Here is an 18,083-nt window from a genome sequence, read left to right on the forward strand (position 1 = left end):
ACCCCCTGTGTCAGACTACTTGTCGCCTCTAATTTTCATTAGAGGTAATAAAAATGAGTGTAAAATTCACTGAAGCATTTAAGATACAAGCAGTCCAAAAGGTACTTAACCGATCGGATAACCGTAATATTAAAGATGTGGCTGACTCATTAGGAGTGGGCCTTTCAACCTTAACCCGATGGGTCCGACAAGCCAAAAAGCATGAATTTGAAATGGCTTCAGACGCGGAAATAAAAATGATGTCAAATGAGAAGCGTCCACAAGATTGGACCTTAGAAGAACGATTTGAAATTATCCTCCAGTGTAGCGGCTTAAATGAACAAGCTGTCAATCAATTGTGCCGTGAACGTGGCATTTATCCTCATCATATTGAGCAGTGGAAGACGGATTTTATTACGGGTAAAAAAACGGCGTCAGTCACACCACAACCTGGTGAAATCAAAGAGTTAAAAGTAGAGAACAAAGCCCTTAAAAAAGAATTAAATCGAAAAGATAAAGCACTGGCTGAAACGGCCGCCTTGTTAGTACTCCAAAAAAAAGTCAATGCCATTTGGGGTACAAACGAGGACAACTAATCGAAGAATGTGAGCGTAAAGAGATCCTAAGTTTAATCGAGAAGGCTCAAATCACGGGAGCAACTCAATCTAAGGCATGTGAAATTATTGGGATCACACCGAAAACGATACAGCGCTGGAAATCGCATGACATGACTCATGATCGACGCAAAGATAATCGACGGACGCCAAAAAATAAATTAACAGACTTAGAAAAACAGCGAGTTTTAAATGTTATAAATGATAAGGATTATGCTCACTTACCTCCGAATCAGATAGTACCTGCGTTAGCCGACTTGGGCATTTACCTTGCATCTGAATCGACATTTTATAGAATTTTAAAAGAGAAAAATTTGTTAATTCATCGGAATGCCGATAAGCCACGTAGAAAAGTTGCTCGTCCGCAACCTTTGGTTGCCACGGGTCCTAATCAAGTGTACACCTGGGATATAACGTACCTTCCTACACGTATAAAAGGACTCTTTTTTTACCTTTACATGGTAATGGATATTTACAGTAGAAAAATCGTTGGGTGGCAAGTACATGACAATGAATCCAGTGCCCTAGCGGCCGATTTGATGACAGATATCTGCCAACGAGAGGGTATCGAGTATGGGCAAGTTGTCCTTCATTCAGATAGTAATAATGTCACTGCTTTGTTTTATGGTGGCAATCATTCATTAATGGTTCATGCTTGAAACATGGTACCAACAATGTATTAGGCTTTCTGACCCTCATTCTGATCGACCAATTATGTGTCATTCCTTGGATCTGTCGATTGTCTAATATCCTTGCTTGGTGAGGGCAACCTCGCCTATATTTGTGACTCAAGAAGGGCCTGCTAAATACCTCATTACTGTCATGTCCAAATGTTAGGTTCAGTGCTCTCGTCCATAACGAATGAAACAATGGAGAGAAGTCATGAATAAAATTAACAAAATAGATCGTGAATGTATTGTTGGGGGAGTCGATACTCACAAGGATATACATGTCGCTGCCGTTGTAAATGAGTTAAATCAAGTACTATCTACCGAAAGCTTTCCAACAACTAGGCATGGATATAAAAAAATGCTTATGTGGATGTCATCATTTGGCCGTGTTTCACGGATCGGAATTGAATGCTCAGGTACATATGGCCTTGGTTTACTACGATACATGCAAAGCAGTGGGATTGAAGTGTTAGAGGTTACCGCACCAGACAAATCTGACCGTCGTAAACGAGGAAAAGATGACTCATTAGATGCTGAAAATGCGGCACATGCTGCTTTTAGCAAATTGAGAACAGTTACACCAAAAACAAGAGATGGAATGGTGGAATCTCTTAGAGTCCTAAAAAGTTGTCGAAAAAGTGCGGTATCGGCTCGAACAGTAGCTTTACAAATGATAAGAACAAGTATTGTATCTGCTCCAGATGAGTTACGTGACACCCTTAGGCATATGACTCGAATGAGCTTAATCCGTACGCTTGCATCTACCCGCCCTGACTTAACCAATTACAGAGACATTAGCACTGCGTATAGAATAACTTTAAAATCTCTTGCTCGAAGATATATCGAACTTCATGATGAGATTGCTGATTTAGATAAAATGATTGCAACAATTGTCGAAACATTAGCACCACAATTAATTGAACAAACGGCAGTGGGATATGAATCGGCGGCGCAGCTACTGATCACGTTAGGTGATAACCCAGAGAGACTGCGATCAGAATCGAGTTTTGCTGCCCTCTGTGGAGTTAGCCCTATTCCTGCTTCATCAGGTAAAACTAACCGACACCGATTGAATAGAGGTGGAGATAGAGCGGCAAACAGTGCACTTCATATAATTGCGATTGGCAGACTTCGTATCGAAAAGCGTTCACAAGAATATATTAAAAAGCGCGTAGGTGACGGGTTATCAAAAATGGAAGCGTTGCGATGCTTGAAAAGATATATTGCAAGAGAAATTTACTATCTTCTTAAAAAGAGAAATATGTTGATTAATGCAGTCCAAATTACTTCTTGACACTTAGAAGGGCATCAATGGCAGTCCAATGAAAGGGGCGACTATGTTGGCGACACTACAGGAGTTAGGGATAATGCCTTCGCTAAGTCGCCCTTCTGTAAGCAACGACAACCCGTATTCAGAGTCGCTATTTAAAACTTTAAAGTATCGACCAGAATACCCAGAAAACGCGTTTGAAAATATCACCGCAGCGCGGTGCTGGGTAGAAGGATTTGTGAGTTGGTATAATACTGAACACAGACATAGCGGTATAAAGTTAGTGACGCCAGAAGAACGTCATACAGGCAAAGATATTGAGATTTTATCCGCCCGAGTTATCGTCTATAAAAAGGCACAAAAACGACATCCAGAACGCTGGAGTGGCGACATAAAGAATATGGAACCGATGGGTTCAGTTTACTTAAATCCATCGAACATAAAAGCTGAGGGTAAAGGTTTTATAGCAGCTTAAAAATTAACTAACAGGCGACAAGTAGCTTGAAAATCACCGCTCTTGTTCGACCTGATTTAATATTGGTACAAGATTTTTTTCTGTCCAGCCACCTTTTAGACGTGTTTCAGTAAACTGAATGACTTTAAGACGACGTAATACTTCTTGTTGAGTCTTTTCAGGGAGTGTATCGATGGAAGGAAGATACGATGTATCTTCTTCAAATAAGTCACGAGGTATTTGGGCTGCTAATTCCGCTTCTTGAGCAGAAGCTTCCATTTCATCAATAAAACCAAAAACATCATCAAAGTCTGACGTCATACCTAACACCAAACATAACTATTCAGACCGAAATCAGAACTTCTAATATCTGTTCTAACTCTACCTGACGATAGCCAGCAGAGCGTTGATATAAGAGTTTCATGCTCAGATAGTTCAAAGTATTCAGATACTTCGCGTAACTGCACTTTTTGTTTACGTTGTATAAACCCAAGAACAGACTTTTGAACTTTTGTGACGGTATGCAAACCAGAATAACGATGTAATAGTTTGAGGTTGCTAAAAATAGGGTCAATGCGAATTTGTTTTTCTGTGACTAAAACAAGACGCTTACCTTGTTCTTCAAGTGCTACTCGCTGTTTTTCAGCGAATCGCTGTCTAAAATCAGGTTTTAAGATTTGGCTTGAGTGCTTAATTTCAATAAGAGTAGACTGATCTTTATAATCATCCGCTAAGAAATCGGGCGTATAACGACACTTGCGACCATTAAAGTAGTAATAAAAACCGTGTGGTTGAGATATGTACCCTTTAACATCAGGGTTATATTCGAGGTGAAAGCAAAAATCAAACTCTAAAATCGAGAGGGTTCGAACGACAGCGTCATTCTTCAAGCTCATGAACTTGCAGATGTTGTGAACGTGGGATGATTTTTTTGTTTGGTCGTACATAGTATGATGACTTTTGTTGTAAACCTACAACAAAAAATAGACTATGCTGACTTATAATGCAAATTTGCTAACTTCTTCGCAATTTATGCTAAGTTATTTTGCAAACATCAGATGGGTGGAAGCCCCAGCCACATCCCGGCACACAAGTCACTCGCCCTGGCTGCTTCCTTCCGGACCTGACCAATTAAACAAGGTATTGTTGCGGGAGGACCAGGGCCTCCATAGATTTTTTTTCGATAACGCATTGGTTAACGAGTGCGAAGGATTATCGGCTATCTATTAATGCTTTGCAAGTCATCTGTATCTGAATTATTGCCTTTATTTGTTAAGTGTTCATTTATTGCACGGTAACACTCCGCCGAATAATTGGATCACAATAATTTCTTCTCTCTAAGCGCTTGAAGTACCTCAACTTCACCACAAACCTGAACACTAGTAATGCCTAACGATTTCGCTGCTTGAATGTTTTGTTGGTTATCATCTAAAAACAAAATTTTATCTGCCCTAACAGCAAGCACTTGCAAAGCATGTTTAAATACTTCGGTATCTGGCTTTGCTTTGTGCATGTGGTGGGAAACAAAGATGGTATCGAAATACTCCGCTATTGCGAACTCGTCTATTAGTCGAGGAAAGTGAAGCTCATTGGTATTACTCAGGACGGCCAAATGATAATTTACTCGTAAATCGGTTAGAACATTAATCAAGTTAGGGTATATACCGATAGGCCACTGAACAAAAGCGTCCATAATCTCGTCAGTACTTTGACTTAACATAAACTGGTGTTTAAGTTGAGTAACAAACTCTAATGCGGTTATCTGCCCTTTCTCGAACTGCCGCCCAACATGCGAACTTAACCACTGCTCTACTTGTGCAGAATTATGTTTACTTAACCAGCGCTCCGGTATCGGAGATGGCCCCAAATCCACGACAACTCTTCCTAAATCAAATAGAATAACTTCAAACATGAAAACCTATTTCCTATAGCAAGACTAAACTTGAACAGTATGAATCAATTTTTAGCACAAATCTTTGTGGTCATTCACCAAATTCCACAAGGAAAAGTATCGACTTATGGTGACATAGCAAAAATGGCAGGTTATCCCGGTTATGCGAGGCACGTGGGTAAAGCATTATCAAACTTACCTGAAGGTTCAACTTTGCCTTGGTTTCGAGTAATTAACAGCGCAGGAAAAATATCATTGACCGGTGAAAATTTTAATAGACAAAAAGTTCGCCTTGTTAAAGATGGCGTGGTTGTGAGTGAAACTGGAAGAGTCAATTTAAGGCAATTTAAATGGCAGCTGTAACCCTGCCATTTATGCTATGGTTTTAAATAACTATCAAAACATTATTTAACAGAAACCAACTGCAAATTTAATTGCTGGGTATTTTTATCATCGGTAATCACTAAGTTGACCGTATCGGTGGTAAAACGTAATTTACCGTCAACACGAATCGTTGCTCTTACGCTGTACCGATGATTTGCTTCTATTGTATTAGCGTCATAGCTCAATTCAAAATCGAATGGCACTTGTGCTCCATCGGATGGAAAAGTTTGTTCGGCAATTTTTTTAGCTACCGCATCCATCCTAGACACATCTTCTAACGTGACAGTAATGACCGCTGTTGGTGGTAGTGCAATTCTTTCTCGGTAAGCGATATTACCTTTAATTGCGGTCATCATAACGCCTTTTTTATCCACTGCTTTCTCTACCGGTTCAGTGGTAGTACAACCGAGAAGATTAGAACCCATTATAACGGCCACCATCAGCATTATTATTTTTTTCATAACATTTATCTCTATTCGTTATCTAGTTGCGAGTAAGTATAAGAATAACTTAAAATAAAATCCTGTTAATTGCATATAATTAACAAAACATTGACGGAGATGATATGAGTAAGCCGCTAAATGAGCTTCTACAACTGTTACAGTTAGAACGATTAGAACAAGGACTTTTTAGAGGCCAGAGTGAGCACTTGGGTTTACCACAAGTTTATGGTGGCCAAGTGATAGGACAGGCACTATCTGCTGCAAGATATACCGTGCCCAACGATCGAAAAGTCCATTCATTTCACAGCTATTTTTTATTACCAGGGAATCCTGATAAACCCATTATTTATGATGTGGAAAACCTAAGAGACGGGAAAAGCTTAAGCACAAGACGAGTAAAAGCGGTGCAAAACGGCCGGCCAATTTTTTATTTAACTGCCTCATATCATGGAGATGCAGAAGGGTTCGATCATCAAAATAGCATGCCAAATATTCCTGGCCCTGAAAATTATGCTTCGGAATCAGAACTCGCAAGTCAAATCGCTGACTTTTTACCCGAGAAAATCAAACAAATTTTTTGTGGTGAAAAGCCAATAGAAGTGCGCCCTGTTACGGTGATTAACCCACTTAAACCAGTTAAAGCAGAACCCAAACAGTATCTATGGATCAAGGCCAACGGCAGCGTACCAGATGATCAACTTATCCATCAGTATTTGCTTGCCTACGCTTCTGATTGGGGATTTCTTGTTACAGCAATGCATCCACATAAAACCACGCTAATGACTCCAAATTTTCAAGTGGCAACCATTGATCACTCCATGTGGTTTCATCGACCGTTTAAAATGGATGATTGGTTACTGTTTGCCATTGAAAGTCCAACTGCGAGTAATGCTCGTGGTTTAGTTCGTGGAGAAATATACAATCAACAAGGCCATTTAGTTGCTTCTGCCATACAAGAAGGCGTAATGAGATTTACTAAATAACTTATTAGTTAACGATTCATATAATCGACAGAGCATTCACTGTTATTTGGTTGCTCTGTTTTTTTATTTCATTAGTTCAATAATAGAGCCACAAAATATAATAATTATTACTTTAAGAGAAAATTTTTCTCTTAAAGGTGCAAATCACACTAAACAAAGCAAATTATTACTCCAAAAAAAACACTATTCTTACTGTATACACCGACTTGGTTAAGAATAGGGACCGTTATGAACAAGCATTTATGGAATGATTTTATAAAGATAGTACAACAAGAAGTTACACCAGCTTTAGGTTGTACGGAACCAATAGCGATAGCTTTAGCGGCTTCAATTGCACGACAAAAATTATCGGGACAGCCTATAAAAATATCGGCAAAAGTCTCACCCAATGTAATGAAAAACGGTATAGGCGTCGGTGTTCCCGGTACGGGGATGGTTGGTCTACCAATAGCGGCGGCAATCGGTGCGATTGCGGGCAACCCAAATGCTGGTTTAGAAGTCCTTGAAGATGTAACTTTTGCTGATGTCCAAGCGGCAAAAACGTTGCTCGATAATGGTTCGGTTACGGTTGATGTTGCCGATGTAAGTAATATCCTCTATTCAAAAGTTACCATATATGATGGCGATAAAACCGTGTCAGTGACGATCGCTGATGGCCACACTAATGTCGTTTCTGTCGAAGAAAATGGTATTGCTATTTACGTGCCTTCGCTCAATATCGATCATGACCAAAGCCATCAAGATTCAATCAACCCCTTTGAGTATGCCAATGCGAAAGATATTTTTGATTTTGCTATCCACGCACCGCTATGCGATATCGAATTTATTGAAGCCGCCGGCACATTGAATGATAAATTATCGGTTGAGGGATTAACTAATGATTATGGCTTACAAATCGGTGCAACGTTTCAGCGCAACGTAGAAAGAGGGTTGCTCTCTGGAGGTTTGTTAACCGAAGTATTAACTCGTACCTCTTCCGCCGCTGACGCTAGAATGGACGGTGCAATGTTTGCAGCGATGAGCAACTCAGGATCGGGTAATCAAGGGATCGCAGCTTCAATGCCTGTCTATGTTACCGCCCAGTTTTTAAATGCAAGCAGGGAACAAACTATTCGCTCATTAATGTTAGCTAACTTAATGGCTATCTATATCAAAAGCCAGCAAGATAAACTGTCGGCGCTGTGTGCGACAACAACGGCGGGAATGGGTGCAGTGTCAGGTATGACTTGGCTCTTAGGCGGGAATTTCATACAAATTGGTTACGCTATCTCAAACATGATTGGTGATGTTTCTGGCATTATCTGCGACGGAGCGAAACCGAGCTGCGCGATGAAAGTCTCCTCATCGGCTGGTGCAGCAGTTAAAGCGGCATTAATGGCTATTGATGGCGTAAGAGTAAGTGGCAACGACGGCATCGTTGCAAACGATGTAGAGGAGTCGATCAAGAACCTTTCTGCTCTAGTTAACGGATCGATGAAGCAAACCGATACTCAAATACTCGACATTATGGTTAACAAATAATTAGCTTGGTAACGGCAACGCGGTGGTATATTTAAGAGGCTCCATCGCGAAAGTCGACGTTACATTGGAGATGCCTTCTACACTATTAACCAGTTTTTTATAAAATTGGTCGAAGCGTTTCATATCTTCAACTTGCACTTTCATCATGTAATCATATTCTCCTGCCATACGATAAAACTCCATAATTTCAGGAAATGGGCCGACCGTTTCAACAAAATGCTTGTACCACTCGTGTGAATGATTAGCCGTTTTTATCAGTACAAACGCGGTGAAAAGCAGCCCTAACTTCTCTGGGTTGAGTAACGCAACACGCTTGCTAATTACACCCTTTTCTTCTAGTCGTTTTAACCGTTTCCAGCAAGGAGTAGTTGTTAAGTTAACCGCTTCTGCCAGTTCATTTAAAGAGATCGTACTATCTTCTTGTAGCATCGATAGTAACGTTTTGTCGGTTTTATCTAAGTTCATTGTCTACTTTTCTCTTTAGAGGAAAATTTTTCCTATAAAAACTACTTTTAAAAAAATAATTTTATTTAGAATATTGTAACGAGAAAGATAACAGCAAGCGAATGGCTAGTGTTCCTATTACTTATGCGAATAGGAACACTGCCAACGTGCTTGATTTCTAACCGTGATTTTTTCTCGTCAATGTTTCCATTGAAAGTTGCTTGTTTAGCACATCTTCAACATGTCCTGGAGATTGTGTGGAAGCGGAAATCAATCGATACATGGCAGGAATAACAAACAATGTCACTAATGTGGCAAACGCCATACCAAAGAAAATCACCGTACCAACAGCGATACGACTTTCGTATCCAGCCCCTGTGGAGATAATAAGCGGAACAGAACCGGCTAACGTTGTAAACGCTGTCATTAGAATTGGACGTAAGCGTCGAGCCGAAGCATCAATGATCGCTTTTTCAAATTCGATGCCCTTATCTCGCAACTGGTTGGCAAACTCAACGATTAAGATGCCATTTTTGGTCACCATACCAATAAGCATGATCATACCTATTTGGCTGTAAATATTAAGTCCTTGCTGCATGATGAAAAGACCTAAAAACCCACCAAAAACCCCCATAGGGACAGTAAACATAACCACCAATGGGTTAATGAAACTCTCAAACTGAGCCGCCAAAACTAAATAGGCAACTAGTAGAGCTAAAGCAAAGACAATTAATACTCCTGCTTGGTTCTCTTTATAATCTTTAGATTCACCAGAATAGTCGACAGAAATATCACCCGGGATAAGCTCTATCGCTTTGGCATCAAGAAAATCTAATGCGTCACCCAATGTGTAACCTTCCACTAAGTTTGCAGAAACCGTCACTGCTTTCTTCTTGTTATAGTGAGAAAGACGCGTGGCTGAGGCTATCTCCTCAATTTTAGTAACCGCATCTAACGTCACCAATTCTCCAGAATCTGTACGCATGTATATTTGACTCAGATCGTTGGCGTTATTAAAACTATTCTCGTCTCCACGCAAGTAAACATCATACTCTTCGCCTCTCTCAACAAAAGTAGTCTCACTTTTCCCTCCTAACATTATTTCCAATGTATCAGAAATATCCGTCACCTTAATGTCAAGTTCAGCTGCTCGCTGTTTATCTACAGTAATCACTAACTCTGGCGTTTTTTCCGAATAATTTATTTCAGCCCCTTCCATCATCGGACTTTCTTCGGCTGCATTTTTCAACAACTCAGCCCATTTCTGTAATTCGGGGTATTCTGAACCACCCAAAACAAATTTCACTGGTTCACTCGACCCGCCTCTAAAACCAGGCACAAAAGGGAAAACTCTCGCATCAGGAATACCAGAAAGTGCTTTACGAATAATAGCTAACGCTTCACTAGAAGATTCTTCTCTTACATTCCAATCTTCTAAAATCATAATAACAAAGCCCGTTTCATCACCAGCATTACCACCAAAAGCAGGGGTTTGAATACTGAATGATTTCAATACACCTTTACCTAATAACGGGATTAATTTTTCCTCAACAAGATCCATATTTGCCGCCATACGATTGTAACTCGTGGCATCAGCACCACGCACAAACGCAAACAGCACACCTCTATCTTCTTGTGGCGCAAGCTGTTGAGGAATATTGTCCATCAAATAATAACTGCCTCCAATACAACCAAGAATAATTATCGGAGCAACCAATCTAATTCTCATCGCTTTGCGCAGTAAAAATTTGTAGCCATTTTCTAATTTAGTAAACAGCCATTCTACCAATCGGTTAAAACCATTCGGCTTCCCCTGACTTTTTAGAAACTTACTGGCTAGAACTGGCGTTAGTGTCAATGCAATTAAAGAAGAGAAAATCACCGACATCGACAACAATACCGAGAACTCGGTAAACAATAACCCAACCATTCCATCCATAAAGGAAATAGGCAAAAACACCATCACTAACACTAATGTCGTGGCGACAACGGCAAAACCTACTTCTCGAGTCCCTTTAAATGCCGCAACCAACGGGGATTCGCCTTGTTCGATATGATGAAAGATGTTCTCAACCACTACAATGGCATCATCCACCACTAAACCAATAGACAGAATCAGTGCCATTAAGGTGATAAGGTTAATAGAAAAACCAAAGAAATAAGCCGAAATAAACGCAGAAATAAGGGAGACTGGAACGGTAATGGCTGGAATTAATGTGGCACGTGCTTGACCGATGAATATATATAACACCAGAATAACCAATCCACCGGTAATAAACAGTGTATTGTAAACTTCTGAGATCGATCTATCGATAAACACGGTAGAGTCGTAATCTATCGCTAATCGAGTGCCATCTGGTAAAAACTTTTGTATATCTTCTACTTGTTTATGTACTAATTGCGCTACCTCTAGCGGGTTAGCATCCGATTGCGGCACAATCCCCATACTAACGTTGACTATACCGTCACTTTTAAAGGTCGAGTTTTCATTCTCAGCACCAATGAACACATCAGCAATATCCTTTAAATAGATCGGCGTTCCATCGCTTGCGCGCCTAACCACTAAGTATTCAAAATCACTGGTTTGTGTGTAACTTCTTGCCGTTCTTACTGACATCACAACGGCGTCATTTCTCACTTCACCACCAGGACTTTCTAAGTTTTCTTCTCGAAGTGCAGAAGTGATGTCCGAAACAGTAACCCCACGCCCAGCCATAAGATCAGGTTTAAGCTTTACGTACATAACTTTGTACAAACCACCGGTAATATCAACAGAGCTTACTCCGGTAATTAAACTGAACCTATCAATCAGTGCTCGTTCGATATAATCGGTAAGTTGGGTTCTATCCATTTCAGTAGAACTTAAATTAATATAAACCGACGCTTCTCCACTGCCATTGTTTTTGTAAACCAACGGTTCGTCAGCTTCATCAGGTAAACGGCTTTGTGCTCGTGCTACTGCATCTCGAACGTCACTCACACCGCTATCTAAGTCGTAACCTAGATTAAAAGTAATGGTTATACGTGAAGAGCTATTTCGCGTAGTGGAAGTAATTTCATCTATACCGCTAATACCGGATAATTGGTCCTCAATAACAGAGGTAATTTGGCTCTCAATAATAGTGGCCGATGCTCCCTCATAACGCGTTGTGACGGAAACAACCGGATTTTCAACGTCTGGCATTTCTCTTACCGCCAGCCGGTCAAACGATACAATACCAAACACCACCAGTAGCAAGCTAAGTACCACCGCTGCTACTGGTCTTTTAACCGAAACATCAGATAACCACATTATTTAGCTTCCTTTGCTGTTTTATCTTCTTCCGTGCTGTCTTTTTCTCTATCACTTTTGTCTAGGCTGTCTTTGGCCGATCTAGTTGCTTGTTCTTCAACTAAAGAGCCATCTCGCATGTTAACGATACCTTGAACAACGATACGTTCACCTATTTGTAAGCCTTTAGTGATAACCACTTCATTTTCAATACGAGCACCAAGAACAACTTCGGTTTTCTTGGCTTTATTTTCCGAATCGACAACGTAAACGTAACGCTTGGTACCTGAATATTGCAACGCTTGAACTGGAATAATTGGTGCATCAATTGCTGGGAACTCGATTGTCGCTGACATAAGCATGCCAGGTTTTAATTGATTATTTGCATTGTCGAATTTAATACGAACACGAAGATTCAACGTTTCACTGTTAATACGGGTATCAATGCCGGTGACTTCACCTTCAAAGGTTACTCCTTGCCATGCGCTACTGGTCGCATCAACAATCATTCCGTTAGATAACATAGAAAGAAAACGTTCTGGAACCTGAAGGTCTAAGCGCATACTGGATAAGTTATCCAACGTAAGCAACTCGGTCCCTGAGTTAACCATTTTTCCGCGGCTGAAATCAATAAAGCCGATAGTGCCAGCGAAAGGAGCTGAGATATGTAAATCTTTCAATTGTGCATAAACAGCATCTAAACGAGCGTTGGCGATATCTACACTCGCTTTTTGAGCGTCTATTTCGGTTTGAGTAATCGCGCCCTTTTTGGCTAATCGTTGATATTCGGTGAGTTTTCTTTTTTCATCTCGAAGATAAGCACTGGCTTCTGAAATGGCCGCCTTAGCTTTATCGTCATTTAACTGAACAAGTAGATCACCTTGTCTTACTTTTTGATTAGCTTTTACGTTAATCACATCAATTTTTCCAGAAACCTCTGGGGAGATGACCACCGATTCTTCCGCTTCTAACTTACCAACTAACGTTAACGTTTGCGCAACTTGATGAGTTGCCACTTGTTCGGTAACCACTAATATACTTTTAGGTTTAGAAGAGCGTTGAGGCCCTGCCGCATAACTGGCAGTCGTGGTCGAGGCAATAAATGAAACAATAAAGGCCACTAGTTTGATATTTTTCATGTACATAACTCATAGACGTCGTAAAGCTTGATTCTAGCAAGTAATTTATCATAGCAACGTAAAGTAATGTAAATGTTAACAAAGAAACCCATATGACATGTGCTTGAGATAAAGCAACTCAGCTAAAACAAAACCACTTATTACGCTACAAAAAAGTACAGAATGTCGATTTTCTAGCATCTTTGCTGAAAAAGGCATCAATCGAACTAAAAATCTAATAAAATACTTTACAGCATTAACGAGTTTGCTATTATGCAGCTCCTCGGTTAGAGGCGGTATTGAGACACAAATAGAGAAATTAATATTTACTTTGTTCTTAATACCAAACGGTTAGTATTGGGACTGACCAAGGCACTAGAAAATATTATTTAGTACCTGAATACCCTGGAGGGGTTCCCGAGTGGCCAAAGGGAGCAGACTGTAAATCTGCCGGCTCCGCCTTCGATGGTTCGAATCCGTCCCCCTCCACCATATTTATATTACAAGTTTCGCGAAGCAACGAATTTTGTAATTGACCAATCGCGGTCAAGCAGTTTTAAGGTTACATTTGGGAGTAACCATAGATTTTAAAAAAATCTAAAATACCCTGGAGGGGTTCCCGAGTGGCCAAAGGGAGCAGACTGTAAATCTGCCGGCTCCGCCTTCGATGGTTCGAATCCGTCCCCCTCCACCATATTTATATTACAAATTTCGCTAAACAACGAATTTTGTAATTGACCAATCACGGTCAAGCAGTTTTAAGGTTACATTTGGGAGTAACCGTAGGTTTTAAAAATCTAAAATACCCTGGAGGGGTTCCCGAGTGGCCAAAGGGAGCAGACTGTAAATCTGCCGGCTCCGCCTTCGATGGTTCGAATCCGTCCCCCTCCACCATATATTAAAAGACCAATTCTTCGGAGTTGGTCTTTTTTTTACTCTACTATTTAGGCGACTGTCCCTATTACTATTCTATTTAGACGACTGTCCCTACAACACTTCTATAAGAAAAGCACTTAGAACGGGTGCCTGTCCTTAAAACATTTACCTCCACACATAAAAAAACGCAGCGATGAAACGCTGCGTTTGAACTTGTTACTGACTAAATCGCCTGTATTTTATTCGCAACTTAGCTTACATGGATACACGACACAGCATGCTGGTCTGTCCCTTTAAGCTGTGGTTTTTGTTTGGCGCATTCGTCCGTTGCTATTGGGCAACGTGTGCGAAAAACACAACCAGATGGCGGACTAATAGGTGACGGAAGATCACCTTCAAGCATTTGAATAACTTTTTCACGTTCTAACTTTGGATCTGGGATAGGCACCGCAGACATAAGCGCTTTAGTATAAGGGTGTTTTGGCGTGGCAAATAACTCTTTCCCTTCAGCAAGCTCAACTGCATTACCTAAATACATCACCAAGACACGATCGGAAATGTGTTTTACTACCGATAAATCGTGAGCAATAAAGACTAGACTTAACCCTAATTCTTGTTGTAGCTCTTTTAATAAGTTAACAACTTGCGCTTGGATGGAAACATCCAAAGCCGATACAGGCTCATCACAGATAATCATCTTAGGCTTAAGAATAAGCGCACGTGCGATACCAATACGTTGACACTGACCGCCAGAAAACTCATGCGGATACCGGTTGACTAAGTTTGGTAACAGCCCCACTTTATCCATCATTTCTTTCACGCGAAGTTTAACTTCTTGTTTAGTCAGTTTAGGATAGAAAGTTTGCAAGGGCTCAGCAATGATATCGCCAATATTCATACGTGGATTTAATGATGCCAACGGATCTTGGAAAATCATTTGAATATCTTTACGTGTTTCACGACGTTGAACATCTTGCATTTTGGTCAAGTCTTGACCTAGCCACAATACCTCACCATCGGTTGCTTCAACAAGGCCGATAATTGCACGTGCGAATGTCGATTTACCACAACCCGATTCACCCACCACGCCCAACGTTTCACCTTCATATAGGCGAACATTAACACCATCTACCGCTTTCAGATTTGATGGTTTAGACCATGGCCACGCGGATTTAGAAGCAATGCTGAAATGAACTTTTAGATTCTTGACATCTAGCAGTAATTTTTTCTCTGTATTCGTTTGGTTACTCATTTTTCCCAAGTCTCCCATTCAGAAAAACAGGCACGTTGACGATCATTACCAAATGGCAGCAATTTAGGTGCTTCGGTCATACAACGCTCGGTTACACGGTGGCAACGCTCTTGATACGGGCAGCCAGGAGGCAGTCGAAGTAAGTTTGGCGGATTACCAGGAATAGTCGGTAACACCTCGCCTTCTGTATCTAAACGGGGAATCGCTCGCAGTAATCCTTCGGTGTATGGATGACTTGGTTTGTAAAATATTTCATCAACCGAACCGTATTCCATAGTTCGACCAGCATACATCACTAACACTTTGTCACATGAGCCAGCCACAACACCCAAATCATGCGTAATCATAATAATAGCGGTGTTAAACTCTTTTTTGAGCTCATTAAGCAGGTCCATGATTTGCGCCTGAACAGTAACATCTAGCGCGGTAGTTGGTTCATCGGCAATAAGTAGCTTAGGACGACACAGCAGTGCCATCGCTATCATTACTCGCTGACGCATACCTCCAGAAAACTCATGTGGATACATGGTAATACGTTTACGCGCTTCAGGAATTTTAACCGCTTCTAACATACGAACCGATTCTTCGAATGCTTCTGCCTTGCCCATGCCTTTATGCAGCATTAATACTTCCATTAGCTGGTCGCTAACTTTCATATATGGGTTTAGTGAAGTCATAGGGTCTTGGAAGATCATTGCAATCTGTTCAGCACGGACTTTATTCAGTTCGACTTCTGGCAGATTAAGAATATCTTTTCCTTCAAATTCCGCTTTACCTTTGATAATGCCGTTTTTCGCCAGTAAACCCATAATGGCAAACACAGTTTGAGATTTACCTGAACCAGATTCACCCACAATACCTAAGGTCTCACCTTGTTCTAAGGTGAAATTTAAATCATTAACTGCGGTAACAATACCATCTTGAGTGGTAAATTCGACACGCAGGTCTTTGACATCTAATAAACTCATTTTTCTTTCCAGTATATTTTAAGCGCTATGCTTATCTGTCTTTAGGATCCAACGCGTCACGAAGACCGTCGCCAACATAGTTAAAGCAAAATAGGGTCACGATCATAAAGCACGCTGGGAATACCAACTGCCAAATCGCCACTTCCATAGTTTGCGAACCTTCTTGCAACAATGCGCCCCAACTTGTCATTGGCTCTTGAACACCAAGACCTAAGAAAGATAAAAATGACTCGGTCAAAATCATGCTTGGGATCAACAGTGTTGAGTAAACAGCAACAATACCAAGAACATTAGGCACAATGTGACGGGTAATAATTTTCCAATTACTCACCCCACTAACGTGCGCCGCTTCAATAAATTCTTTACTACGCAAACTTAGTGTCTGGCCACGTACAATCCGCGCCATATCAAGCCAAGCAATCGCACCAATGGCGACAAATATAAGTACGATATTGCGACCAAAGAACGTCACCAATACAATCACCAAGAACATAAATGGAACGGCGTACAATATTTCAAGAATACGCATCATGACACGGTCAGTTCTACCCCCGATATAGCCAGATGTCGCGCCATATAAAGTACCAATTAGAACTGCAACAAACGCACCAAGTACACCAACCATTAACGATATTCGACCACCAATCAGAGTTCGAACATAAAGGTCACGCCCCAAACTGTCCGTGCCAAAAAGATGAGCAGCGGAAGGTGGCTGATGTAACGCATACCAATCGGTATCGTCATAAGCAAACTCAGCAACCATAGGTAAAAATATCACCGCTAAAATCATTACGGTTAGAATAGCAAGACTCACCATGGCTGCTCTATTACGCATAAAGCGAATTCGTGCGTCTTTCCATAAACTGCGACCTTCAATTTCTAAGTTTTCAGAGAACTTTTCGATCGCATCAAGGTTTTCTTTTTTCGTTAACATAATATCCGTACCTAATTAATAACGAATCTTCGGATCAATAGCCGCAAGCAAAATATCAACAACAGTGTTGAATAAGATAAATAAGAAGCCGATTAAAATAGTGACTCCCATTACTAGCGAATAATCTCGGTTAAATGCAGCATTGACAAATAGCTTACCGATACCTGGCAAACCAAAAATGGTTTCAATAACAACCGAACCGGTAATAATACCAACAAAAGCAGGTCCCATATAAGAAACAACCGGTAACATAGCTGGCTTTAACGCATGCTTAATAACAATGTATCGATAGCTCAAACCTTTTGCGCGAGCGGTACGGATAAAGTTACTATTTAATGTCTCAATCATACTGCCTCGAGTAATACGGGCAAATGTTGCCACATAGAGCAGTGACATACCTATAACAGGCAAAAACATATATTGGAATGACCCATCTAGCCACCCACCCGCAGGAAACCAACCTAAATTTATTGAAAATAAATAGATAAGTGCGGGAGCTAACACAAAGGACGGCATGACAACCCCAATCATGGCGGTGGACATTATCATATAATCTACCCAAGTATTTTGCCGCAGTGCAGCAATGGTACCCACCCCAACACCCATAACCATAGTGAAAAGAAAGGCAGCAAAACCAACTTTAGCTGATACAGGTAATGCACCGGCTACCAGTTCATTAACTGTAAAGTCTTTGTACTTGAATGACGGTCCAAAATCACCTTGTAATACGTTGGTCAAATACGTGGTGTATTGTTCAAATACAGGCTTATCTAAGCCGTACTTAGCATTAATATTTGCCATTACTTCCGGCGGTAGTGGACGTTCTGTAGAGAACGGGTTACCGGGAGCAAAGCGCATGAGAAAAAAAGAGATTGTAATCAATACCAATAAGGTTGGAATTGCTTCAAACACTCTTTTTGCGATGAATTTAAACATAAACTCACTCTTTTTAGTCTGTGACAATATTTATAGTAGTAAACAAAAAGACGCTGCATGTGGCTTCACATGCA

The 18,083-nt window shown here is 40.7% G+C and carries 15 protein-coding genes, 3 tRNA genes, 1 other RNA gene and 2 pseudogenes; 9 read left to right on the top strand and 12 right to left on the bottom strand.

Going from position 1 to position 18,083, the window contains the following annotated elements:
- Window positions 1–53: 53 nt before the first annotated feature.
- From ACLKML_RS07375 to ACLKML_RS07385, 3 genes and pseudogenes are all read left to right on the top strand, one after another.
- Window positions 54–1,201, top strand: a pseudogene (locus ACLKML_RS07375) (transposase); the annotation flags it as partial.
- 274 nt (window positions 1,202–1,475) lie between these two features.
- Window positions 1,476–2,558 carry an IS110 family transposase gene (locus ACLKML_RS07380; protein WP_413282512.1) on the top strand — a complete coding sequence of 361 codons (1,083 nt, stop codon included), beginning with the start codon at window positions 1,476–1,478 and terminating at the stop codon, window positions 2,556–2,558.
- 16 nt (window positions 2,559–2,574) lie between these two features.
- A pseudogene (locus ACLKML_RS07385) lies at window positions 2,575–3,009 on the top strand (transposase); the annotation flags it as partial.
- 33 nt (window positions 3,010–3,042) lie between these two features.
- Here the strand turns inward: ACLKML_RS07385 and ACLKML_RS07390 are convergent.
- From ACLKML_RS07390 to ACLKML_RS07405, 4 genes are all read right to left on the bottom strand, one after another.
- Window positions 3,043–3,309 (bottom strand): hypothetical protein, encoded by a 267-nt coding sequence (locus ACLKML_RS07390; RefSeq protein ID WP_413284768.1) that lies wholly within the window; start codon window positions 3,307–3,309, stop codon window positions 3,043–3,045.
- 2 nt (window positions 3,310–3,311) lie between these two features.
- Window positions 3,312–3,935 (bottom strand): Tn7 transposase TnsA N-terminal domain-containing protein, encoded by a 624-nt coding sequence (locus tag ACLKML_RS07395; RefSeq protein ID WP_413284769.1) that lies wholly within the window; start codon window positions 3,933–3,935, stop codon window positions 3,312–3,314.
- Window positions 3,936–4,054: 119 nt separating this feature from the next.
- Window positions 4,055–4,151: signal recognition particle sRNA small type (gene ffs / locus ACLKML_RS07400), an RNA gene on the bottom strand.
- Window positions 4,152–4,306: 155 nt separating this feature from the next.
- Window positions 4,307–4,900 (bottom strand): HAD family hydrolase, encoded by a 594-nt coding sequence (locus ACLKML_RS07405; RefSeq protein WP_413284770.1) that lies wholly within the window; start codon window positions 4,898–4,900, stop codon window positions 4,307–4,309.
- A gap of 39 nt (window positions 4,901–4,939) precedes the next feature.
- Between ACLKML_RS07405 and ACLKML_RS07410 the strand changes: the two genes are divergently transcribed.
- Window positions 4,940–5,242, top strand: a complete 303-nt coding sequence (locus tag ACLKML_RS07410) for an MGMT family protein (RefSeq protein WP_413284771.1) — start codon at window positions 4,940–4,942, stop codon at window positions 5,240–5,242.
- Window positions 5,243–5,283: 41 nt separating this feature from the next.
- On the opposite strand, the gene ACLKML_RS07415 is transcribed toward ACLKML_RS07410, so the two are convergent.
- The gene (locus tag ACLKML_RS07415) at window positions 5,284–5,724 is read right to left on the bottom strand and encodes a YbaY family lipoprotein (protein ID WP_413284772.1); all 441 of its coding nucleotides are present in this window, start codon (window positions 5,722–5,724) and stop codon (window positions 5,284–5,286) included.
- A gap of 104 nt (window positions 5,725–5,828) precedes the next feature.
- Here ACLKML_RS07415 and tesB point away from each other — a divergent pair, with 104 nt between their 5' ends.
- Both tesB and ACLKML_RS07425 read left to right on the top strand, forming a co-directional pair.
- Window positions 5,829–6,689, top strand: coding sequence for an acyl-CoA thioesterase II (gene tesB, locus ACLKML_RS07420; RefSeq protein ID WP_413284773.1), 861 nt, complete (start codon window positions 5,829–5,831; stop codon window positions 6,687–6,689).
- A gap of 228 nt (window positions 6,690–6,917) precedes the next feature.
- Window positions 6,918–8,210, top strand: coding sequence for a serine dehydratase subunit alpha family protein (locus ACLKML_RS07425; RefSeq protein WP_413284774.1), 1,293 nt, complete (start codon window positions 6,918–6,920; stop codon window positions 8,208–8,210).
- On the opposite strand, the gene ACLKML_RS07430 is transcribed toward ACLKML_RS07425, so the two are convergent.
- The 3 genes from ACLKML_RS07430 to ACLKML_RS07440 form a co-directional block, all read right to left on the bottom strand.
- Window positions 8,211–8,675: an Lrp/AsnC family transcriptional regulator gene (locus tag ACLKML_RS07430; protein ID WP_413284775.1), complete on the bottom strand. Its 465-nt coding sequence runs from the start codon at window positions 8,673–8,675 to the stop codon at window positions 8,211–8,213.
- A gap of 157 nt (window positions 8,676–8,832) precedes the next feature.
- On the bottom strand, window positions 8,833–11,946 hold the full coding sequence (locus ACLKML_RS07435) for a multidrug efflux RND transporter permease subunit (RefSeq protein WP_413284776.1): 3,114 nt from the start codon (window positions 11,944–11,946) through the stop codon (window positions 8,833–8,835).
- Complete coding sequence (locus tag ACLKML_RS07440) at window positions 11,946–13,064, bottom strand: efflux RND transporter periplasmic adaptor subunit (RefSeq protein ID WP_413284777.1); 1,119 nt, start codon at window positions 13,062–13,064, stop codon at window positions 11,946–11,948. Before ACLKML_RS07440 ends, ACLKML_RS07435 begins: the two co-directional genes overlap by 1 nt.
- A gap of 386 nt (window positions 13,065–13,450) precedes the next feature.
- Here ACLKML_RS07440 and ACLKML_RS07445 point away from each other — a divergent pair.
- The 3 genes from ACLKML_RS07445 to ACLKML_RS07455 all read left to right on the top strand — a co-directional run bounded on the left by ACLKML_RS07445 (window position 13,451) and on the right by ACLKML_RS07455 (window position 13,937).
- Window positions 13,451–13,535 (top strand) — tRNA-Tyr (locus tag ACLKML_RS07445).
- A gap of 117 nt (window positions 13,536–13,652) precedes the next feature.
- Window positions 13,653–13,737, top strand: a tRNA-Tyr gene (locus tag ACLKML_RS07450).
- 115 nt (window positions 13,738–13,852) lie between these two features.
- Window positions 13,853–13,937: transfer RNA gene (locus ACLKML_RS07455), tRNA-Tyr, on the top strand.
- Window positions 13,938–14,169: 232 nt separating this feature from the next.
- On the opposite strand, the gene oppF is transcribed toward ACLKML_RS07455, so the two are convergent.
- Genes oppF through oppB form a run of 4 tightly spaced genes read right to left on the bottom strand, consistent with a single transcriptional unit; the run spans window position 14,170 to window position 18,009 of the window.
- Window positions 14,170–15,171: a murein tripeptide/oligopeptide ABC transporter ATP binding protein OppF gene (oppF, locus tag ACLKML_RS07460; RefSeq protein ID WP_413284778.1), complete on the bottom strand. Its 1,002-nt coding sequence runs from the start codon at window positions 15,169–15,171 to the stop codon at window positions 14,170–14,172.
- Entirely contained in the window at window positions 15,168–16,139 is a 972-nt protein-coding gene (locus tag ACLKML_RS07465; protein WP_413284779.1) for an ABC transporter ATP-binding protein, read from the bottom strand. Before ACLKML_RS07465 ends, oppF begins: the two co-directional genes overlap by 4 nt.
- A 31-nt stretch (window positions 16,140–16,170) precedes the next feature.
- Window positions 16,171–17,073, bottom strand: a complete 903-nt coding sequence (gene oppC, locus ACLKML_RS07470; protein WP_413284780.1) for an oligopeptide ABC transporter permease OppC — start codon at window positions 17,071–17,073, stop codon at window positions 16,171–16,173.
- Window positions 17,074–17,088: 15 nt separating this feature from the next.
- Window positions 17,089–18,009 (bottom strand): oligopeptide ABC transporter permease OppB, encoded by a 921-nt coding sequence (gene oppB, locus ACLKML_RS07475; RefSeq protein ID WP_413284781.1) that lies wholly within the window; start codon window positions 18,007–18,009, stop codon window positions 17,089–17,091.
- Window positions 18,010–18,083 lie beyond the last annotated feature (74 nt).

Origin of the sequence: Vibrio sp. MA40-2, assembly GCF_047302445.1 — a bacterium.
Classification (GTDB): Bacteria; Pseudomonadota; Gammaproteobacteria; order Enterobacterales; family Vibrionaceae; genus Vibrio.

Excerpts from the sequence above, each read along its gene's own strand:
- ACLKML_RS07465 (WP_413284779.1), bottom strand. The coding sequence starts at position 16,139 with ATGAGTTTATTAGATGTCAAAGACCTGCGTGTCGAATTTACCACTCAA.
- tesB (WP_413284773.1), top strand. The coding sequence starts at position 5,829 with ATGAGTAAGCCGCTAAATGAGCTTCTACAACTGTTACAGTTAGAACGA.
- ACLKML_RS07435 (WP_413284776.1), bottom strand. The coding sequence starts at position 11,946 with ATGTGGTTATCTGATGTTTCGGTTAAAAGACCAGTAGCAGCGGTGGTA.
- oppB (WP_413284781.1), bottom strand. The coding sequence starts at position 18,009 with ATGTTTAAATTCATCGCAAAAAGAGTGTTTGAAGCAATTCCAACCTTA.
- ACLKML_RS07430 (WP_413284775.1), bottom strand. The coding sequence starts at position 8,675 with ATGAACTTAGATAAAACCGACAAAACGTTACTATCGATGCTACAAGAA.
- ACLKML_RS07425 (WP_413284774.1), top strand. The coding sequence starts at position 6,918 with ATGAACAAGCATTTATGGAATGATTTTATAAAGATAGTACAACAAGAA.
- oppC (WP_413284780.1), bottom strand. The coding sequence starts at position 17,073 with ATGTTAACGAAAAAAGAAAACCTTGATGCGATCGAAAAGTTCTCTGAA.
- ACLKML_RS07380 (WP_413282512.1), top strand. The coding sequence starts at position 1,476 with ATGAATAAAATTAACAAAATAGATCGTGAATGTATTGTTGGGGGAGTC.
- oppF (WP_413284778.1), bottom strand. The coding sequence starts at position 15,171 with ATGAGTAACCAAACGAATACAGAGAAAAAATTACTGCTAGATGTCAAG.
- ACLKML_RS07440 (WP_413284777.1), bottom strand. The coding sequence starts at position 13,064 with ATGAAAAATATCAAACTAGTGGCCTTTATTGTTTCATTTATTGCCTCG.
- ACLKML_RS07390 (WP_413284768.1), bottom strand. The coding sequence starts at position 3,309 with ATGACGTCAGACTTTGATGATGTTTTTGGTTTTATTGATGAAATGGAA.
- ACLKML_RS07415 (WP_413284772.1), bottom strand. The coding sequence starts at position 5,724 with ATGAAAAAAATAATAATGCTGATGGTGGCCGTTATAATGGGTTCTAAT.
- ACLKML_RS07405 (WP_413284770.1), bottom strand. The coding sequence starts at position 4,900 with ATGTTTGAAGTTATTCTATTTGATTTAGGAAGAGTTGTCGTGGATTTG.
- ACLKML_RS07410 (WP_413284771.1), top strand. The coding sequence starts at position 4,940 with ATGAATCAATTTTTAGCACAAATCTTTGTGGTCATTCACCAAATTCCA.
- ACLKML_RS07395 (WP_413284769.1), bottom strand. The coding sequence starts at position 3,935 with ATGTACGACCAAACAAAAAAATCATCCCACGTTCACAACATCTGCAAG.